18 protein-coding genes are annotated in these 19,601 nt (G+C 70.2%); 9 read left to right on the top strand and 9 right to left on the bottom strand.

Annotated elements, in window-relative coordinates; all coding sequences use genetic code 11:
- Positions 1-146 precede the first annotated feature (146 nt).
- Positions 147-989 carry an alpha/beta fold hydrolase gene (locus ITI46_RS16665; RefSeq protein ID WP_209240349.1) on the bottom strand — a complete coding sequence of 281 codons (843 nt, stop codon included), beginning with the start codon at positions 987-989 and terminating at the stop codon, positions 147-149.
- The gene (locus ITI46_RS16670) at positions 986-1,591 is read right to left on the bottom strand and encodes a TetR/AcrR family transcriptional regulator (protein WP_209240350.1); all 606 of its coding nucleotides are present in this window, start codon (positions 1,589-1,591) and stop codon (positions 986-988) included. Before ITI46_RS16670 ends, ITI46_RS16665 begins: the two co-directional genes overlap by 4 nt.
- A 142-nt stretch (positions 1,592-1,733) precedes the next feature.
- Between ITI46_RS16670 and hutH the strand changes: the two genes are divergently transcribed.
- Both hutH and ITI46_RS16680 read left to right on the top strand, forming a co-directional pair.
- Positions 1,734-3,287 carry a histidine ammonia-lyase gene (gene hutH / locus ITI46_RS16675; RefSeq protein ID WP_209240351.1) on the top strand — a complete coding sequence of 518 codons (1,554 nt, stop codon included), beginning with the start codon at positions 1,734-1,736 and terminating at the stop codon, positions 3,285-3,287.
- A 729-nt stretch (positions 3,288-4,016) separates the two neighbouring features.
- Positions 4,017-5,249: a L,D-transpeptidase gene (locus tag ITI46_RS16680; protein ID WP_247746099.1), complete on the top strand. Its 1,233-nt coding sequence runs from the start codon at positions 4,017-4,019 to the stop codon at positions 5,247-5,249.
- Positions 5,250-5,339: 90 nt separating this feature from the next.
- Here ITI46_RS16680 and ITI46_RS16685 read toward each other — a convergent pair whose 3' ends face one another.
- Positions 5,340-5,783: an acyl-CoA thioesterase gene (locus tag ITI46_RS16685; protein ID WP_307808199.1), complete on the bottom strand. Its 444-nt coding sequence runs from the start codon at positions 5,781-5,783 to the stop codon at positions 5,340-5,342.
- Between the two features lie 43 nt (positions 5,784-5,826).
- Positions 5,827-6,240, bottom strand: a complete 414-nt coding sequence (locus tag ITI46_RS16690) for a YybH family protein (RefSeq protein WP_307808200.1) — start codon at positions 6,238-6,240, stop codon at positions 5,827-5,829.
- A gap of 77 nt (positions 6,241-6,317) precedes the next feature.
- Between ITI46_RS16690 and ITI46_RS16695 the strand changes: the two genes are divergently transcribed.
- Both ITI46_RS16695 and ITI46_RS16700 read left to right on the top strand, forming a co-directional pair.
- A complete protein-coding gene (locus ITI46_RS16695; protein ID WP_307808201.1) occupies positions 6,318-6,704 on the top strand; it encodes a winged helix-turn-helix transcriptional regulator in 387 nt (128 codons plus the stop codon).
- A 92-nt stretch (positions 6,705-6,796) separates the two neighbouring features.
- Positions 6,797-8,320, top strand: coding sequence for a hypothetical protein (locus ITI46_RS16700; protein ID WP_209240354.1), 1,524 nt, complete (start codon positions 6,797-6,799; stop codon positions 8,318-8,320).
- On the opposite strand, the gene ITI46_RS16705 is transcribed toward ITI46_RS16700, so the two are convergent.
- Entirely contained in the window at positions 8,296-9,435 is a 1,140-nt protein-coding gene (locus ITI46_RS16705; protein ID WP_209240355.1) for a substrate-binding domain-containing protein, read from the bottom strand. The genes ITI46_RS16700 and ITI46_RS16705 overlap by 25 nt on opposite strands.
- A 359-nt stretch (positions 9,436-9,794) precedes the next feature.
- Between ITI46_RS16705 and ITI46_RS16710 the strand changes: the two genes are divergently transcribed.
- From ITI46_RS16710 to ITI46_RS16725, 4 genes are read left to right on the top strand one after another with little or no spacing between them, the layout of a single operon-like run.
- Positions 9,795-12,353, top strand: a complete 2,559-nt coding sequence (locus ITI46_RS16710; RefSeq protein WP_209240356.1) for an ATP-binding protein — start codon at positions 9,795-9,797, stop codon at positions 12,351-12,353.
- Positions 12,334-12,810 carry a roadblock/LC7 domain-containing protein gene (locus ITI46_RS16715; RefSeq protein ID WP_209240357.1) on the top strand — a complete coding sequence of 159 codons (477 nt, stop codon included), beginning with the start codon at positions 12,334-12,336 and terminating at the stop codon, positions 12,808-12,810. Before ITI46_RS16710 ends, ITI46_RS16715 begins: the two co-directional genes overlap by 20 nt.
- A 59-nt stretch (positions 12,811-12,869) precedes the next feature.
- The gene (locus tag ITI46_RS16720; protein ID WP_209240358.1) at positions 12,870-13,313 is read left to right on the top strand and encodes a DUF742 domain-containing protein; all 444 of its coding nucleotides are present in this window, start codon (positions 12,870-12,872) and stop codon (positions 13,311-13,313) included.
- Positions 13,261-13,890, top strand: a complete 630-nt coding sequence (locus ITI46_RS16725) for a GTP-binding protein (RefSeq protein ID WP_209240359.1) — start codon at positions 13,261-13,263, stop codon at positions 13,888-13,890. The genes ITI46_RS16720 and ITI46_RS16725 overlap by 53 nt, the downstream gene beginning before the upstream one ends.
- Here ITI46_RS16725 and ITI46_RS16730 read toward each other — a convergent pair.
- From ITI46_RS16730 to ITI46_RS16745, 4 genes are all read right to left on the bottom strand, one after another.
- Complete coding sequence (locus tag ITI46_RS16730; RefSeq protein WP_209240360.1) at positions 13,887-15,245, bottom strand: HAMP domain-containing sensor histidine kinase; 1,359 nt, start codon at positions 15,243-15,245, stop codon at positions 13,887-13,889. The genes ITI46_RS16725 and ITI46_RS16730 overlap by 4 nt on opposite strands.
- A gap of 58 nt (positions 15,246-15,303) precedes the next feature.
- Positions 15,304-15,957, bottom strand: a complete 654-nt coding sequence (locus tag ITI46_RS16735) for a response regulator (protein ID WP_307808202.1) — start codon at positions 15,955-15,957, stop codon at positions 15,304-15,306.
- A 184-nt stretch (positions 15,958-16,141) separates the two neighbouring features.
- Positions 16,142-17,956, bottom strand: coding sequence for a sulfatase family protein (locus tag ITI46_RS16740; RefSeq protein WP_209240361.1), 1,815 nt, complete (start codon positions 17,954-17,956; stop codon positions 16,142-16,144).
- Positions 17,957-18,099: 143 nt separating this feature from the next.
- Entirely contained in the window at positions 18,100-18,654 is a 555-nt protein-coding gene (locus ITI46_RS16745) for a snapalysin family zinc-dependent metalloprotease (RefSeq protein WP_372451981.1), read from the bottom strand.
- Between the two features lie 405 nt (positions 18,655-19,059).
- On the opposite strand from ITI46_RS16745, the gene ITI46_RS16750 reads away from it, so the two are divergent.
- Positions 19,060-19,584 carry a hypothetical protein gene (locus ITI46_RS16750; RefSeq protein WP_209240362.1) on the top strand — a complete coding sequence of 175 codons (525 nt, stop codon included), beginning with the start codon at positions 19,060-19,062 and terminating at the stop codon, positions 19,582-19,584.
- Positions 19,585-19,601 lie beyond the last annotated feature (17 nt).

A 19,601-nucleotide genomic window follows, 5' to 3' on the forward strand; every position in this document is an offset into this window, starting at 1 on the left:
CTCCCACCCCGGAACGCCGCAGATTCCGGCGGAGCTGAGCGCAGACTGCCCAAGCTTGCGGGGTAACAAATAAGGGGCGCGGGGAACTGCGCGACCAGCCACAACGAACTCGCAGTCTGCACCGCACATCAAGGGGCACCCCCTCATCAGCGCAACGTCGCGGCCAGCTCCCTCGCAAACGCCCCCGGATACTCGACGCACCCCACATGCCCACCCGGAAAGATCCGGCACTCCGCCCCGACACTCTCCGCGAGCGCCGCGCCCAGGGTGTGCGGGAGCTGACCCCGCGAGCTCCGGCCGACCCCCACGACCAACCGGTCCGCGGCGGCCTTCAGCAGGGCGAGGTCCGGCGCATGGTGAGTGAAAGGCTTCAGCACATGCTGGAGGAACTGCGCACTGCTCGCCTCCGCCACCGCCCGCAACCGCGCCGACATCGCCTCCGGCTCTCCCTCATCGCCCTCGTCGCCCTCAAGGGGCTCCGCCTCCCCCACCACCGCACCGAGCCGCGCGTACCCGGGCCCAACACCCTCGCGCACGGCAATGTCACCGACCTCCGCGAAGCCGGCCAGCACCGTCTCCGGGTCGGCCGCCAGCCGCCCCAGCGGCGGCTCGTGGGCGACGACGAGCCGCACCCGCTCGGGATGCCGGGCCAGCAGCTCCGCCGCGACGATGCCACCGGAGCTGGTCCCGCAGACAAAGCCTGGCTGGGCGGGCGAGAGCAGTTCGAGCAGGCAGTGCGCGTCAGCCGCGTGCACCGCCACCTGCTGCTCCGCACCGGGCACATCCAGCGGACTGGCGCCGATCCCACGCGGGTCGTAGCTCGCGACGGTGAACCGGTCGGCCAGCGCCGCCGCGACCCCTTCGAAGGCGGCCGACCCCCCGGCTCCCCCGGGTATCAGCAGCAGCAACGGCCCGTTGCCGCGTATCTCGTAGCGCAGCGTGGCGCCGGGCACGGGCAGGGTGCCCTCTCGGACGGGGCTGGTGCTCATGAATCTCCCTCATCTCCGTCATCTGTCCGCCGAGCCGCCCTCGGCCAGTTCTCCAGCAGGAAGTGCAGCGCCTCCAGGGAGCGGCGCCAGGAGTCGTCGAGCCGACGGGGGTGGCTGAAGCCGGTGCGGGTCTCCAGGTCGGCGTAGCCGTGGAAGGTGCTGCGCAGCAGCCGCCCCGCGTCGGTCAGGTCGGGCTCCCGCAGGCCGTAGGCGCGGAGCATCCCGTAGGTCAGATCGATGCTGCGGCGGTGGCCGACCGACTCGGCGGCCACCGCGGGGTCGATCTGCAGCTGGCCCGCGGCGTAGCGGCCTGGGTGGTCGAGGGCGTAGCCGCGGAACGCGTCGGCGAACGCGATCAGCGCGTCCTTGCCTGCCCGCCCGGCGACGGCGGCACCGATCCGGTCGGTCATCTCCTGCGCTGCCAGCACGCACAGCCGGGTACGCAGGTCGGCGAGGCCGCGTACATGCGAGTAGAGGCTGGCGTCCTTGACGCCGAACTTCCGGGCCAGTGCGGACAGCGTGACGTTGTCCAGGCCCACCTTGTCCGCCAGTTCGGCTGCTGCGAGGACGACCCGTTCCGTCGTCAGACCCGCGCGCACCATGCGCCACCACCCGCCCTCTCGCTCACGGCCGTATCGCTGAAGACCGTAAACCTAGGAGCCCTAGGAAGAAAACTATTTTTCCTAGGCGAGCGGAGCGGCCCGCCCGTGACAGATGGCAATTCACTCATTAGGGTTCGTGAATATGAATATGCACACTGTGGTGGTCGGAAGCTCGGGCACCGGCCCCGAGGAGGTCGTCGCCGTCGCCCGGGACGGTGCCCGCGTCGAGCTGCACCAGGAGGCCCTGGACGCGCTGCGCACCGCGCGCCGCTTCATCGACGACCTGGCCGCCAAGCCCGAACCCGTCTACGGCGTCTCCACCGGATTCGGCGCCCTCGCCGTCCGCCACATCGGCCCCGACCTGCGTGCCCAGCTCCAGCGCAACATCGTCCGCTCGCACGCCGCCGGTATGGGCCCGCGGGTGGAGCGCGAGGTCGTACGCGCGCTGATGTTCCTGCGGCTGAAGACCCTCGCCTCCGGCCGCACCGGAGTGCGCCCCGAGGTCGCCCAGGCCATGGCCGACCTGCTGAACGCGCAGATCACGCCTGTCGTCCACGAGTACGGGTCCCTGGGCTGCTCCGGCGACCTCGCCCCGCTCTCGCACTGCGCCCTCACCCTGATGGGCGAGGGCGAGGCGGAGGGCCCGGACGGCGTGCTGCGGCCGGCCGGCGAACTGCTCGCCGAGCACGGCATCACCCCCGTCGAGCTGCGCGAGAAGGAGGGGCTGGCGCTCCTGAACGGCACCGACGGGATGCTCGGCATGCTGCTCATGGCCTGCGCCGACCTCGCGCGCCTTTTCACCTCGGCCGACATCTCCGCTGCGCTGTCACTGGAGGCGCTGCTGGGCACCGACCGGGTGCTCGCGCCCGAGCTGCACGCCATCCGGCCGCACCCGGGCCAGGCCGCCAGCGCCGCCAACATGCTCAAGGTGCTGGCCGGGTCAGGGCTGACCGGACACCACCAGGACGACGCGCCACGTGTGCAGGACGCCTACTCGGTGCGGTGCGCCCCGCAGGTCGCCGGCGCGGGCCGGGACACCCTGGCGCACGCCCGTACGGTCGCCGAGCGGGAGCTGGCGTCGGCCGTGGACAACCCCGTCGTGCTGCCCGACGGGCGGGTCGAGTCCAACGGCAACTTCCACGGCGCCCCGGTCGCCTACGTCCTCGACTTCCTCGCCGTCGCGGTCGCGGATCTCGCCTCCATCGCGGAGCGGCGTACGGACCGGCTGCTCGACAAGAACCGCTCGCACGGCCTGCCGCCGTTCCTCGCCCACGACGCGGGGGTGGACTCGGGGCTGATGATCGCCCAGTACACGCAGGCTGCCCTGGTCAGCGAGCTGAAGCGGCTGGCAGCACCCGCCTCGGTGGACTCCATCCCCTCCTCCGCGATGCAGGAGGACCATGTGTCCATGGGCTGGTCGGCCGCGCGGAAGCTGCGTAAGGCGGTGGACGGGCTGGCCCGGGTGATCGCCGTCGAGGTGTACGCGGCCACGCGGGCGGTCGAGCTGCGCTCCGGGACGGCCGGGCTGGAGCCGGGCGCCGCGGCCCGTGCCGTGGTGGCCGCCCTGCGGGAAGCCGGAGCCGAGGGCCCCGGTGAGGACCGCTACCTCGCCCCTGACCTGGCCGCCACGGAGGCTTTCGTCCGCTCCGGCGCGCTGGTGGCCGCTGCGGAGTCCGTGACGGGCCCCCTCACGTAAGGCTTGCCCGGCATGGGGGGCTGCGCTTGCCCACCCTGCGCCTGGGGGCACCACCCGGCCGGAGGCTGGGGGAGCAGACTGCTCAAGCGCAGCGGGGGGCAGGAGGCGCCCCGTAGGGGGCGCGGGGAACTGCGCGCGCAACCACAAACACACCCGCAGCCTGCAATGCACAGCAAGGGCAGCCCTTACCCAGAACGGCACCCGGAAAAGTGCGAGGCCCTCACTCCGCCCCCCGCCCATGTTCCAACCGCGTCACAGTGTTGCCGTGCTGGGTGGGATGGTCAGGTTTTTCGGGGGTAGCGTTGGCCGTGGGCACGAACCAGAGGGCGAGCAGTACTCCGCCGGCCGCCGCAGCGGTGGCCAGAGGACGGCGGTGGACTGACAGCTTCGAGGGTCCGGCCTCGGACACGAAACGTCCTCCTGGGTGTGTGGGTGCGACGTACGGCTCGGGGGATCAGTGTGAACTGACCGTACGCGCGCCGATGTTACTGAGTGGTGGAGGCGAGGGGGAAGGCATGCTTCCGCTTTTCCTGGGAACCAGGAGGGTTCGCAAACCAGGCGGATAGGTGTCCTGGACCACAGTTTTACAGAAAGTGGAACCGGTCATAGTCCCTCGTGCGTTCCCATGCATGGAGCTGGAGCGCACATGTCCGATTTCGGGCGCTATGGGGGCTGCGCAGCTTATATCGGGGAGACATGGGGTTCCGAAGGCAGATGGAGAAACCAGTGATGACGGTGGGGAAGCACCGCAAGGGTCTCGCGGTCACGGCCGCGCTGCTCGGTGGGGTGCTCACGCTGAGCGCCTGCAGCGGTGGTGACGACGGCGGCAAGGAGAAGTCCGCCGCGAAGAACGACATATCCAACGCTGAGAAGGACACCTCGGCCGCCCGAATAAAGATCCCCGCGAAGGACGGCACGGACAACGCCAGCATCAACAACGGCGCCAATGTCTCCGTCAAGGGCGGCAAGCTCACCAAGGTGAGCCTCAAGGCGTCGCAGAGCGGCACCGCCATCGAGGGCACCCTCTCCTCCGACGGCAAGAGCTGGAAGCCCAAGCAGCAGCTCGAGCGCGCCACCAAGTACGAAATCAGCGCGACGGCCAAGGACAGCGACGGCCGCAAGGCCGTGGAGAACCGCACCTTCACCACTGTCGCGCCCGAGCACAGCGTCATCGGTACCTACGCCGGTGAGGACGGCGCCACCGTCGGCGTCGGTATGCCGGTCTCCATCACCTTCGACAAGCAGATCCAGAACAAGAAGGCCGTCCAGTCCGCGATCAAGGTCAGCTCGACCAGCGGTCAGGAGGTCGTCGGCCACTGGTTCGGCAACGACCGGCTGGACTTCCGGCCGCAGGAATACTGGAAGCCCAACTCCAAGGTCACCCTCGACCTCAAGCTCGACGGGGTGAACGCGGGCAACGGCAACGTCGGCGTCCAGGACAAGAAGGTCACCTTCAACATCGGCCGCAAGCAGGTCAGCACGGTCGACGTCAACACCCACAAGATGAAGGTCGAGCGGGACGGCAAGGTCCTCAAGACCCTCCCGATCTCCGCGGGCAGCGCCTCCAACCCGACGTACAACGGCCAGATGGTGATCTCCGAGAAGCACAAGGAGACCCGGATGGACGGCAACACCGTCGGCTTCGGCCGCAAGGGCGCCGAGGGCTACGACATCAAGGACGTCCCGCACGCCATGCGGCTGTCCACCTCCGGCACCTTCATCCACGGCAACTACTGGGGCGCCCCCTTCGGCTCCGGCAACACCAGCCACGGCTGTGTCGGTCTGAAGGACAACCGCGGCGCGGCCAGCACCAGCACGGACGGCGGCTGGTTCTACGAGAACTCGATGATCGGTGACGTCGTGGTGGTCAAGGGCTCGCCCGACAAGACGATCCAGCCCAACAACGGCCTCAACGGCTGGAACATGAGCTGGTCGGACTGGAAGGCCGGCTCCGCGGCCTGATCCCGTAGCCGACAGCACAACCTGCCTGTGGGCCCCGCAATCGCGGGGCCCACAGGCATGTCGCAGCACGGTCCGCACAAGCCTCGTGGGCTACTCCAGTCCCAGCACCTTGGGATCGGTGGCCAGTTCGCGCAGCGCTGCGCCGGGGTCGGCCACCAGGCGCCGGGCCCTCAGGTCCATGATCCCGCCCACGCCGGTCATCTCGGCGGCCAGTGTGCCGTCGGTCTTACGGATGACCTGGTGTACCCCGAAGACCTTGCGGTCGCTCCACTCGAAGACACAGCTGACCGTCACCTCGTCCCCGGCCCGCAACTCGTGCTTGTAGCGCAGGGTCTGCTCCAGGACCACAGGGCCGACCCCTGAGGCCACCAGCTCGGCCTGCTCGATACCGGCCGCCTTCAGCAGCGACCAGCGTGCGTGCTCTCCGTACTGGAGGTACACCGCCTGGTTCAGATGCCCCTGGGTGTCCGTCTCGTATCCCCGCACCGTCACCGGAACGGTGAACGACTCGCTGTCCGCCTGTGCTTCCGACACGGTGCTCCTCCGTTTCGCGGCCCGCGCTCGATCCCCGGTCACGCTACACAGGGCGGAGCCCCGCCGGGCGGTCGATGGCGTACCGCCATACGCCGTCGACCCCGCGGCGGGCGACATCGGTGGCCGTTCCCGTGAGGTGCACCGGCTGCCCGTCCGGGCCCGGGCCCTCGATCTCCCAGTCGACGATGAGCAGCGCGGTGTCCTGCGTCGCGTGGACGTGCCGCGGCCGGACGGTGATCGGCAGCCCCAGCGCGAGGAAGCCGGCGTTGGCGCGGACGATGCCCTCGGGTGAGTCGGCGACGCTGCCGTCCGGCGAGACGAAGACGGCGCCCGGCTCGTACATCTCGGCAACCGCCCGCGGCTGCCCGCTGTTGAACCGTTCGGCGAAGACGGCAGGCACCTCGGCCGCCGCGCGGGCGACTCGAAAGCGTGCGGTCTCGCTGTTTCCACTGCTCACAACGGTGCTCCTCCACTGCTCGAACGGCGCCGTAGGCTCGGCGCGTACGGACACTTCCGACGTTAGGACCCGCCGACGTGGCTCACCGAACGGTCAGTTGCGGCCCCAGCGATCCACGGCCCGGGCTGCCGGACGATCCGCGTGCCAGGACCGCCGCGCCCATGCCGTCCTGCCCCGTCGAGATCACCCTGCACGCGCTGCGCGGCCGCTGGACGACGCTGGTGGTACGCGAACTGCTGTGCGGCCCGCATACGTTCAGCGAGCTGGCCGCCGCGCTGCCGGGCCTCTCCGACAAGATCCTCACGGAGCGGCTGCGCCAGCTCGCCGACGCCGGCGTCGTGCACCGCGACCGCCTGCCGGGCTGGCCCACCACGGTCCGCTACCGGCTGACCGGGCACGGCCGGGCCCTGGGCCCCGTCCTCCAGACCCTGTGGGACTGGGGCAACGCCGCACCCGGCGGCTGAGGACCGACCTCGGGCCCAAGCCCTCGACACGACCTGACGGCGGCGGCCGGAGGAACCGGGAGAGGCGCCCGCACAGCGAGAAGATGCCCTTTATGTCATCTTCTGCACGGGATGCCGGGCAACTGGACCGGCGATGGCTGGCCGCCGTCTGCGCCGCATTCGCCGCCCTCTCACTGATCACCGTCCAGCCCACGCTCCCGCTCGGCTGGGACGAACTCGTCTACGCCAGCCGCTTCGCCCCGTTCGGGCCCGAAACACCGTTCAGCGCGCCTCGGACGCGCGGCGTCCCGCTGCTGATCGCGCCCGTCGCCGCGGCCGGCGACTCCGTGGTGCTGCTGCGCTGCTATCTGACCGCGGCGGCGTCCCTCGCCCTGTGGCTGGGGTATCTGCCGTGGCTGCGGACGGTGCGGCGCCGCGGAGTGGTTCCGCTGGCGGCCGCGCTGTACGGCACCGTGTGGTTCGCGCTGTTCTACGCGGGGGCAGCGATGCCCAACCACTATGTGGCGATGGGGCTGACCGGCGCCGTCGGCTGCCTCCTGCGCGGGCCCGGCGGGTCAGCGCCCCGTCCGGGTACGTACTGCGCGGCTGCGGCAGCACTGGGGGGTGCCACGCTGATGCGGCCCAACGACACAGTGTGGCCTGCCGCCGTGCTGCTGGCGGCGGTGCTGTGGGCCGGTATCGGGGGACGGCTGCCCAGAGCCCGCGCCGTCCGGTCCGCCGTGGCCGTGACCGGCGGAGTGCTGCTCGGCGCCGTCCCCTGGGCCGTGGAGGCCCGGCTCCGGTTCGGCGGGGTGCTGGAGCGGGTGCGCGCTGCCGGGGAGATCCAGGGCGGGATGGGCCTGCGCCTCTCCCTCGACACCCTGCGCCACCACGCCGCCGCGCTCGACGGACCGCTGCTGTGCCGCCCCTGTGAGGGCGCGACGGTGGGATGGACGTCCGCGTGGTGGTGGCTGCTGATCCCGCCGCTGGTCGCCCTGGGCGTCCACGCGGCGCGCAGGGAAGGGCGTACGGGGCTCGCGGTGGTGCCGGCCCTCGCGGCTGTCGCCGTGGCCGTCCCGTATCTCTTCTTCATGGACTACGCGGCCCCGCGCTTCCTGCTGCCCAGCTACGCGCTGCTGGCGCCCGTGGTGGCGCTGGGGGTCGGCGGGGCCGTGCGCCGGGCACGCGGCGCTGGCCGGGTGCGGATGCTCGTCCCGTTGGGCGGCGCCGTGGCCCTGGCCCATCTGGGGCTCCAGCTACACCAGTTGGACCTGCACTCGGGCATCCAGGCCGCGGCCCGCCAGGACTGGCAGCGCGTCCACCGCACCCTTCGCGCCCACGGTGTGCAACCGCCCTGTGCACTCGACGGCAACAGAACCCTCATCCCCGTCGCCCACACCGCCGGCTGCCGCCCCGCCACGGCGGGGCACCCCCATGCCCTTGTCCTCCGCAAGGCGCGGCTCCCCGTCTGGGCGGCGGAGGCGGGCTGGCGTCTCCACCCCGTCCCCGGCACGTACAACCCCGGCTGGCGCATCGCCGTACCGCCCCGCAGGGTCACGCCCCACCCGCTGACGGCGGCTCCGGTTCCGGCTCCGAAGCCCCCGGCGCGAGGTCAGGACTCCCAGATCTTGCGGTAGGCCTGGCGGTAGCCCTCGGAGTTCCAGGACAGCGCTCCGCCGGTGTTGTCGGCTGTGGAGATGTGGACGGGAGCGACGTATCCGCTGGCCGGCTGGTCGGAGAAGGCGCGGTTGAACTCGTCGACGATCTGCCAGCCCTGCTCGGAGAGCGGTTCGGGCACGGTGGCGGTCTGGTACTGCTTGCCGTTGACGCGCTGGAAGGCCGACGGGTCGCCGTCACCCGCACCGATGTTGTACGGGGCGCTGGTGCCCTTCTTGCCGGCGGCGCGGAGGGCGGGGGCTGCGTGGCGGAAGTACAGGTCGTTGATGGCGACGGAGTAGTCCCACTTGTCCCCGAAGCGCTTGAGCATGGCGGTGACCTCCTTCACCGAGCGGCTGTTGGCCTTGGGAATGGGGAGGTTCTCGGTCTTCAGCAGCTTGACGTCCGGGCAGGTGGCGAGCCGCTTCTTGATCAGGTCCGACTTGTGCTTGGCGAAGGGGATGGTGGGGTCGGTGAACACGACCACTCCCGCACGGCCGTTGGACCGGGCGATGATCCAGTCGGCGCTGATCTTCGCGACGTCGCCGAGGCTGGAGGTGACGTTGGTGAACAGCTTCGGTTTCTCGGCCGGGCCCGGGGTGGGGGTGACGTGCCAGCCGATCAGCGGGATGCCGGCCTTGTTCGCCTGTTCGACCTCCTTGGAGGCGACCTCGAAGTCGAAGCTGCCGAGGACGATGCCGTCCGGCTTCTGGGCGAGAGCCTTCTTGAAGGCGCTCCGCAGGCCCTCAGGTGTGCCCTTGCCGTTGATCGTCCGCGCGCGCCAGCCGATGACCTTGGCGGCCTCCTGCACGCCCTGGGCCACGCCTGCGACACCGGGGTTGGACAGGGTGTGGGCGATGTAGACGATGGACTTGCCCTTGGCGGCCTTGGGCCCTGTGGTGGGTCCTGACCAGGGGGCGTCGACGTCCTCGGCTTTTTTGACGGCCTGCTTGGCTCTGGTGAGGGCGGCGGGGCACCCTGGCTTGGCGTGGCGGCTCCTGCTGTCGGATGCGCTGGTGTCCGAATCGCAGCCGGCGGCGGTCACCACGGTCAGGAGTGCGGCGGCTGTCGCGACCGCCTTGCGGGTGGGATACACGGTTCTCCTCACAAGGCAAGAAAGGATACGGACGGCTTGGGGCCTGGGGCCAAGAGGGAGACACAGAGTACGGGTGGCGGCGGCCCGGGAGGACCCGGGGCGTTCTCTGCGACGGAAGTGGTGCATGAAATGCCCACAAAACGCGCAGACTTCGTGGCCTGAATCGGGGGATGTCTTGCATGTAGGCGCCTAAACGGTAGTGTTCAGCGCCCCCGGATACGTGGCGCGATCTTTTCGCTCACATTCGGTGTGAGTTCGGCGTGCGCTGTGAGAGCGTCACGCTGCCCGGTCGTCGGTGGTTCGGTAACAACGACACCTCGGTCACCGCTGAAGTACATGGAAGGAGGCCAGGGGCGTCAGTGGACACAGTGGACCCACCGCGCGAACGCGGTCCGGCTCGGCGTGCCTCGCGGAAACCGCCGTTCCGGCAGTGGGCTGGAGCCTTCCTCGACCGGTGGCCGTTCCGGCGGAAACTCAACGTTCTGGTGATCGTGCCCGTGGTGGCCGTCGCGGTGCTCCTGGGCGTCAGCGTCAGCAGCCAGGTGGGCCAGGCCCAGGACGCGGGCCGCGTCGCGGAGTTGGTCCGTGACAGCAAGCAGGTCACCCGGCTGATCAACTCCGTGCAGGCCGAACAGCGGCAGGCGCTGCTGCTGTCCGTCCGGCACGAGGGCACCCGGCCAGGCGCTGCGCTGCCGTCGACCACCGGTTACCGCCGGGCGCAGCTGGCCACCGACAAGCAGGTCTCCGCCGTGCGTTCGGCCTTCGGTTCGGGCTTGCCGAAGGAGGAGCGGCAGGCGCTGGAGTACGTCCGGAGCCTTGCCGTACTGCGCGACAAGGTCGAACGGGGCTCGGTCCCCGCGGCCGGGATCTCTCCCGCGTACGCCGCCGCGGTCACCTACCTGATCGACGGCGTCGGACTCGACCGGTTCTCCGACAACGAGACGTCCTCGGTCACCGTCCTGCTCGATACGGTGCTGCGCGCCGACGCAGCCCACGCGGCGTTCGAGAGCGGGGTGTTCTCGGCGCAGACCCAGGACGCCAACGCCCTCACCGAGTACACCCGCGCCGTCGGCGCGCACCAGGTCTTCGAGTACCAGACGGAGCGTTTCGGCAGGATCGCCGAGCCCAAGCAGGTCCTGGCCATGAGCGGCATCGATCGCAATGCCGAGGAGAACGGCATCGACGCCCAGTTCGAAGAGCTGAAGATCGACCCGAGCTCCCTCCAGGGCCAGTCGCCGAAGGCGCTGCGCAAGTCGATGGCCGCCGGAACCCGGCAGGCGGAGGCCCGCCTCGCCATCACCGGGTCGCTGATCGAGCAGATCGCAGCCCGGGCCGACGACCTGTCCGAGGAGGCCCTGGACAGGGCCTTGGCCCTGCTCGGTCTCGCGCTGCTCGGGTTCGCCTGCTGGCTGACCTTCTCCGTGCTGGTCCGGCGCTCGGTCGTCCGCCCGCTGGCGGCGCTGACCGGCGCGGCCCAGCAGGTGGTCGAGGTGGCGGGGGAGGAGCTGGCCCGGGTCGACGACGACGAGTCGGAGGACAGCACCCCGCTGCAGCCGCGGCCCATCCCCGTCCCGGTCCGCGACGAGGTCGGTACGCTGGCCGAGGCGTTCAACCAGGTGCAGGTCACCGCCGCCGCGCTGCTGGAGCGGCAGGTGCTCAGCCGCCGCAACGTCGCGGAGATGTTCGGCAACGTGGGGCGCCGAGTCAGCAACCTCACATCGAGTCAGCTCATGCTGATCGACGCCGTCGAGCGCGAGGAGACCGACCCCGAGGTCCTGGAGCGGCTCTACCGCATCGACCACCTCGCCGTACGCCTCCAGCGCAACGCCGACAGCCTGATGCTGCTCGCCGGAATCAGGGAGACCGAGGTGGAGGCCCGGCCCACCAGCCTGGCCAACGTCCTGCGGGCCGGGCTCGGCCAGATCCAGGCGTACCAGCGGGTTTCCCTGCGGGCCGAGGCGGACGTCACCGTCGCGCCGGATGTCACCGGCGATCTGACGCTGATGCTCGCCGAACTGCTGGAGAACGCGGTCACGTTCTCCCCGTCCCACACGCCCGTCGAGGTCGTCGTCCGGCCCGGCGCCGATGTCACCTCGGACGGCGGCGCGCTGATCGAGGTCATCGACCACGGCCTCGGCATGAGCGCGGAGCGCCTGGCCGAGGAGAACGCCCGGCTGGTCCGCCGGGAGCGCCTCGACCTGGTACCGACCAAGGTGCTCGGGCTCTTCGTGGTCGGCAGCCTGGCCCGGCGCTGGGGCATCCGGGTCACCTTGAGCCGGACACCGGGCGGCGGCGTCACCGGCACCGTCTGGGTCCCCTCCGCGCTGCTGCTGGCCGCGAAGCCCGCCGAGCTCACCCAGGCCCCGGCCCAGGCCGACGGCGTGGCCGGACTGGTGCCGGAGCCTGCGACGAGCTCCGCGCAGGAGCCGGCCGCGCCCCGCGCGGGTTCCGCGCCGGCGCCCGTATCCGGGCCGGTGGCCGTCAAGCCCGTGCCCGCTTCGGGCCCCACCCACCAGCCCGAGCGGCGCCCGGCGGCCCCGCCGCAGGACGGCGGCCTCCCCCGCCGTATCCCGGCCCAGAAGAGCGTGGAGCAGACCCGCGCCGCGGAGCACACCCGAGCTGCCCCGGACGGGGAACGGACCACCACCGCCGACCAGCCGACCGCCGCGCAGGCCCCCAGGCCGCTGCGCCGGCGGGTACGAGGAGCGACACTCCCCATGACCACCCCACCGGCCGACCGGGGGATCCCGGACGTACGCCAACCCGTCGACGCCGACGCGGTCCGTTCGGAACTCGACGAGTTCGAGGCGGCCGTACGCAGGGCGGAGCAGGACAGTGCCGCAGCCCCGGCGGAGTCGGCCTCGTCGCAACACCAGCAACTTCCGAAGGAGCCGGGCAGTGAGCACGCCGACAGGTAACAGCAGTTCCGAGCGGGCAGAGACCACCGACCTGCGAGCCGCCGTGGCCGACTTCACCTGGCTGCTCGACCGGTTCGCCACCGAGACCGCAGGGGTGGTCGACGCCATCGCGGTGTCCTCGGACGGCCTGCTGATCGCCGTCTCCCAGCCGCGCGAACAGGAAGCCTCCGAACGCCTCGCCGCCATCGTCTCGGGCATCACCAGCCTGGCGGCCGGCGCCTCCGGCAACTACGGCCTCGGCGGCCTGAACAAGGTCATCATCGACCTGGAGGGCGGCCATGTCCTGGTGTCGGCCATCGGCTGCGGTGCCGTGCTCGGCGTGGTCACATCGAAGGAGGCGAAGCTGGGCAACATCGCCTACGAGATGACCCTGTTCGCCAACCGGGCGGGCGCCGCGCTCACCCCGCAGCTGGTGCTGGAGCTCAAGAAGAGCGCCGGCGCGGCCCCGACAGGCTGAGGAGCGCCCGACGCGGACAGACGCGGAGCAAAGGGTGCAGGCACTCAGAAGGGATCGTGATGGCCGCCGGTGAACCAGTACCGCACGAGGCGGCGGGCAGCGAGCAGGGCTCGCCGGAGCCGGTCGGCCGCGCTCCGGCGATCCGGCCGTTCCTGCTGACCGCCGGCCGGGTCTCCGGGAGCGGCGCAGCGGCAGCGCTCCCGGTCGAGACGCAGATCGTGGCGACCTCGGCCGGGCTGACGGCGCTGCCCTCGCTCACCTTCGAACAGCACGACATCGTCGCCGCCTGCCGGCGGCCGCAGTCGGTGGCGGAACTGGCCGCACGGCTGCGGCTGCACCTCAACGTGGTCCGCGTGCTGGCCGACGACCTGCGCGCCGCGGGACATCTGGCGGTGCATGTGCCGAACGCCAGGACAGTCCAGGACATCTCCGTACTGCGAAGGGTTATCGATGGTCTCCGTGCCGTCCCCGACTCACGGGGCTCACTCCGCGACAGCAGCTGACGCCGTGGAAGTCGAACAGCCGCCGCTGCCGGTCAAGCTGGTCATCGCCGGCGGCTTCGGGGTGGGCAAGACCACGGCCGTCGGCTCGATATCCGAGATCCGGCCGCTGACCACCGAGGCCGCGATCACGGAGGTCGCGGCGGGCGTGGACGATCTGACGCACACCCCGGGCAAGACCACCACCACGGTCGCCATGGACTTCGGCTGCATCACCATCTCCCCGACCCTGAAGCTCTATCTGTTCGGTACCCCCGGCCAGGACCGGTTCGGCTTCATGTGGGACGACGTGACCGAGGGCGCACTGGGCGGCCTGGTCATCGTGGACACCCGCCGCCTGGACGACTGCTACGCGGCGGTGGACTACTTCGAGCACAAGGACATCCCGTTCGCCGTCGCCGTCAACGCGTTCGACGGGGAGATCCAGCACGACCTCGACCAGGTGCGGTGGGCGCTGGACATCTCGGACCACGTTCCGCTGGTCGTCTTCGACGCGCGGGAGACAGGGTCGGTGCGGGATGCTCTTCTGGTGGTGCTCCAGGTCGCGCTCTCGCGCGCGGAGAACGCCGAAGCGGGTTAGGGGTTTTCCGGGGAGGGGGTGCCCGTAGAAGCTCGGGCCAGCCCGATGGTGAATGCGGCGCCGCCCTCCGGGGCGTGGGCCGCGGTGATGGTGCCGCCGAGGCGGTCGACGAGCTGGGCCGCCAGGGCGAGGCCGAGCCCGGTGCCGGCCGGCCGGCTGTCCCGGTAGCGGCGGTGCAGCCTGCCGCGCTCGAAGGCGACCCGCAGATCCTCGTCCGCCAGACCGGGCCCGCCGTCGCGCACCGCGAGCGCCACCTGCCCGCCCGGAGCCACGGCGAGCGCGACCACCAGCGGCGCCTGCGGTGCGACCCGGCCCGCGTTCTCGACCAGGATGTCCAGCACCTGCCGCAGCCGCACCGGATCGGTGCGCACCAGCACGGGATGCGGCGGCAGTTCGGCGCGCAACTCGGTGCCGTTCCCTTCCAGGGAGGGGCGCCAGGCGGTCACCGCTGCGGCGGCCAGCGCGGTGAGATCGACCTCCTCCTGCTCGACGGCGAAGTCGTCCGCCTGGAGGCGGGCGAGCGCCAGAAGATCGGTGACCAGCCGCTCCAGGCGCTTCGCCTCGGTCAGCACCGTGCGCCCGGCGTCCTGAGCGGTGTCCGCCTCCGTGGACAGCACGCCGTCGGCGAGGGCTTCGGCGTAGCCGCTTATGGTCGTCAAAGGGGTACGCAGCTCGTGGGAGACGGACATCAGGAAGTCCTTCTGGCGCTGCTCGCTGACCTCCAGCGCGGCGGACAACTCGTTGAGCGCCGCGGAGAGTTCGCGTACCTCGGCAGGCGGGGTCAACGGCATGAGGCAGCTGCGGTCGCCCTGCCGTATCCGGTCCGCCGTCCGTGCCGCCTGCCGCAGCGGCCGGGACAGCCGTCTGGCGAGGAGAACACCTGCGAGGGTGCCGGCGGAAGCGCCGACTGCCAGAGCGAGCGCCAGCCGCAGCCCGACCGTCTCCCCGCGGGCCGCGGAAACCCGCTGTGCGAGCACGACACCGTTGGCTCTGCCGACCGGCCGGGCCTCGATGAGCACCTCTTCGCCGTTCACGGTGACGCGGCTGTGCACAGGCTTCCTTGCGCCGAGCCGTCGCATCACGGACGGCGGGACCCAGCCGCGGTCGGGCCTGTGTGCGCGTACGAGCGAGAGACGGATGCCGTTGCTGCGCATCAGCCGTGCCATCTGCTGCACCTGGGCCGGGCGGCCCGTGCGCGCGGCGAGCATGGTCGCTGCCACGTTGGCCTGTTCGCGCAGCGACTGCCGTGCGTGAGCGGTCGCGGCCTGATGTATGAGCGGCACCCCCGCGATCGCGGTGGCGCACACCGAGATGGCCGCGACGAGCAGAGTGACGAGCACGGTACGGGACGTCATCCTCCCCGCGCTGCCGGTCAGCAGCCGACGGGACAACCGGCCCGCTCCGGTGGCCGGTTCACTCCTCCACGCTGTATCCGACACCGCGTACCGTCCGAATCACCCCTGCTCCCCGGCCCAGCTTGGCCCGCAGCTGTGCGATGTGCACATCGACCGTCCGCGTCCCCGCGTCGGAACGGTGCCCCCACACCGCGGCCAGCAGATCGCTGCGCGTACAGACCCGCCCCGGCCGCTCCATCAGATGGGTGAGCAGGTCGAACTCGGTGGCCGTCAGCTCCACGGGCCCGTCCTCGACGGAGACGCGGCGGCGCGGCACATCCGCCGTCACGGGGCCGACGCGGCGTATCTCCTCCGCGACGGCGCCCGAGGCGCGCCGCAGCACCGCACGCACCCGGGCCACCAGCTCCCGCGGGCTGAACGGCTTGGTGACATAGTCGTCGGCCCCCAGCTCCAGGCCGAGCAGCCGGTCCACCTCCTCGTCCCGTGCGGTCAGGAACAGCACTGGCGTCCAGTTCTGCTCCCCGCGCAGCCGCCGGCACACCTCGGTGCCCTCCATGTCGGGCAGCACGACGTCGAGGATCAGCGCGACGGGGCGGTGGCGGCGCACGGTCGCCAGCGCCGCCTGGCCGGTCGACTCGATGATGACGGAGAAGCCGTCGCGTACCAGGTAGGTGCGGACCAGCTCCGCGATGGCCCGCTCGTCCTCGACCACCAGTACGAGACCGTGGTTCTGTCCGGTCAGTGTCCTCTCCTCAACCGATAGAGGGCCTGGGGAAGTTCACACAAGGTCTCATACGTAAGGCACCGGGCAGGGGTTCGCCCCCTGCCCGGTGCCTTTCAGGTCATCGGTTGTCGGACAGTTCCGATCCTCCGCCGTGCGGCCGTTGGACGGCGGCTCACCCGGGCTCGGGCGGCTCCGGTATTTCCTCCCGGCACTCTTCGCCCTGGCACCCTTGCAGCTTGTCCAGGCGCTGGTCGAGGAACGTACGGACCTTCGCATAGCGGGGATCGTTGTGGCGCGAGGTCAACTCGTACGGATCGGCGTCCAGGTCGTACAGCTCCCGAGCGCCCGCGCTGTAGCGGATGTAGAGATAGTCGCCGGCGCGGATCGCCTCGTATGCCGCCGAATACTCCTGCCCCTTGCTGCCCTTCCGCTTCTTCTTCCCCTGCGACTGCGGTGTGGGTGAGGTGGGGCCGTCCATGTCGAGGTCCCCGTCGGCCGCGGCCCGCCCCGTGGAGACGTCGTCGTCCGGCGGCCCCCCGGCCGGGGGCTTGCCGTGGCCCGGGGCAGCCACCGGTGTGCGGCGGGCACCTTCCGCGATCTCCTGGAGCACCGGCCTGCCACTGCCCTTACGGGGGTCACGGCCGAACGGCAGTAGCGAACGGCCATCGAGCTCGAGGTCAGGGTCCGCACCGCCGATGTCCGAAATGGTGGCGGCCAGATCGACGTTGCTGGTGAGCTCCTTCGAGTGCTGCCCCTTGGCGACGCCGGGGCCGCGCAGCACCATCGGTACCTGTCCCGACGCGCCGTGAGGAAGGAACTTTCCCGTGGGCACGCGGTGCTCGCCGAAGAAGAACCCGTTATCGGAGGCGAAGACCACATAGGTATTGTCCAGCTGGCCAGTGGACTTGAGCGTGCTCATCAGCTTTTCCACGGCCTCGTCCACCGCCAGCAGCGATTCGAGCCGTCCCCGGTAGCTCTCGGTGATGCTCTGGGTGGTCTCGCTGTCCAGATTTCCTCGCTTCTGGAGGAACTTCGGCTTGTCCCGCATGTCCTTCTCGTTGTACGCGGGGTTCTCGGGAAGCTTCTCGTCCGCGAACTCGCCCTTGTGGCGGGGTGCCGGACGGGGGGCGTCCGCGACGATCGGACGCAACTGCCCGGATTTCGGCCCGTCGCCCGAGTTCGCCCTCCCCTTCTTCCCCTTCCCCTTCCCCGGTTTCCGGGACTTCCCGTGCTTACCGTCCTGCTCTTTCAGGAGCTCCCCGTGGGGTGCGAGAAAGGCCAGGCTCAGGAAGAAAGGCTTGTCCCCCTTGGCCTTCCGCTTGATGAAGTCGACGCCTTTGTCGCGGTACACATCGGTCTGGTAGAGCTTCGGGTCCTCGTCGTCGGGCTTCCCGTACGTATGGAGCTTGCCGTTCTCGTTGAGCTTGTAGCCCCACATCTGGTACGTGGTCGGGTCCACCGAGCCGCGCCACTCGTCCCATCCCGGGGGCACATGCTCCGGGTCGTCCTTGCCGTAGCCGTTGGGGTACTTGCCGATGTGCGAGGTGACATAGCCGGCCTTCTGCATCCACACCGGCAGCGTCTTCTTCTCGTTCAGCTTGTCGTAGCCGCCCTGCGGGGCCGAGTTGTGCCGTACGCCGTTGTTGTGCGCGAACTGCCCGGTCAGATAGGTGGATCGCGAGGGACAGCACAGCGGTGTCGACGGGTGGTAGCGGTCGAAGGTGACGCCCTCGTCGCCCAGCAGCTTCCGTGTCCTGGACAGGACTCTCATCGATTCGAGCCACTGGTCGTCCGTCATCACCATCAGCACGTTGGGCCGCTTCTTCTTGCCCTGCTGGTCGTCGTCGCCCCGGCCGCCGACGCACCCTGTCGCGGCGGGCAGCAGCAGAAGAAGCAGACCGAGCACGGCGATCCGCACGGTCATCACCGAGCGCCCGCGCCGTGGCGCCGTCTCCCCCTCGGCCTTCGCGGTGCTTGTGGTCTCCATGGCGGCCAGCATCCGCAAGCAATGTTCGAGGAGTGTGAAGCAGGCGTACGGATGCGATCAGTTCTCGGCGACCGGGCACGGTGCCCGCCGTACCGTACGGGGCACCGTGCCCGGTGACAGCTCGGTCAGTCCAGGTACACCGGTCAGTCCAGGTACAACCGCGCCGCGTACACCGCGGGGCTCACGCCCGCGGAGGCGAAGTTGTCCTCGACCTCGGCCCGTTCGGACGCGTCGGGCGTGGCGTTGGTGCAGTCGGTCCCGGCGGAGGCGCCGGACATCAGGCTGCTGCACGGCCCCGGCTTCTTGTCGGGCAGGCCCAGGATGTGGCCGAGTTCGTGCGCCGCGATGCGGATGGTGTCGTGCCCCTCGTCCACGGCCTGCCGTCCCATCCAGATGGTGCCGTTGCCCAGGCTGGTGGTCTGCGCCCGCGGCCAGCCGTCGTCCGCGAGTATCTCGATATTGGCCCTCTCGCCCGACCTGGCCGGCTTCAGCTGGACGTTCTCCACGTTGTCGTTCCAGACCGCGGCCCCCTTGTCGACCGCGTCCACGAACTCTTCGGCTCCCGAGGTGTCGTACGTCAGGACGACCGCCGCGGCGGACGTCGAGGGTGCGGCTGTGGCCGACGCCTGGCCCATGGTCCAGGCCAGAGCCACGACGAGCATGGCGATGAGCGCCCGCGCGGCGCTTCTGAGTGTCACGGTGATCCTCCTGTGGGGGGTGAGTCTGTAGAGTCTGTGAATCATGCTCATGACATTCACATCGCGTCTGCCCCTCCCACGCCCATGTCAATCCGCCGGCGTGTGTCACGGGGGCCAAAAGCGCCACACAGCGCAGGCGGCGCGGGGCTGCGGCCGACAGTGGTCAGCCCCCCCTGGCAGCCGCCCAAGCTGGCTTATGCAGCAGGAAGTTGACGTGAACACCCGGTGAGATGCTGTTCGACGCGTCCACGGGGATGCGGATCCGGCCGATGCGCTGATGGATTCAAGGCGACGCGCTCTTGCTGCTCGTCCCCTATTCAGGACTGCCGTCGAAGAGCGCTTCGAGAAGTGATTGATTCCTGGCGACGAGGTCTTTCTCGCCACATGACACATTGGGGGTAAATCGTGGGTGTCACCGCGAGCTTCAGAAGCGTCACGGACCAGCAGATGGACCGGGCGCGCCAGGATCCGTCGTATGCCGCGCGTCTTCTGGACGAGACGCCTGAGGGTGATGAGACCCCACTCCGCTCAAACCTCAGCGTCCAGCAGCGCACCTTCTACATCGAGCGTTTCTCACTTGAGCAGTGGGAGGACCTGGTCTACGACGCCCCGGTGAACGTGTTCCTGGGTGAGGAGTACGTCGATCTGAACTGGGACTACGGCGAAGAGGAGGAAGATGACGAAGAGGAAGAAGAGGGAGGGGAGGAGGAAGAGGACGACGGCCTCGATGAGGATGACGGCAGCCAGGCCATGGAACTCACCGCCAGCCTCATAGCCGAGTTGGCCGACTGGCTCAGCGGCGTACGTTTCGAGGACGTGTATGACGGCCCAGGGCAAGACGAGTTCCTCAAGGGGGATTTCGAGGAGTTCCGCACGTTCATTCTCGCGGTCGCCAAGCGGGGCGAGGGCGCGCTCTTCCACTTCGCGTAGGGCCCTTACGGCTGAGT

It is taken from the genome of Streptomyces oryzae (genome assembly GCF_017676365.1).
GTDB lineage: Bacteria > Actinomycetota > Actinomycetes > Streptomycetales > Streptomycetaceae > Streptomyces > Streptomyces oryzae.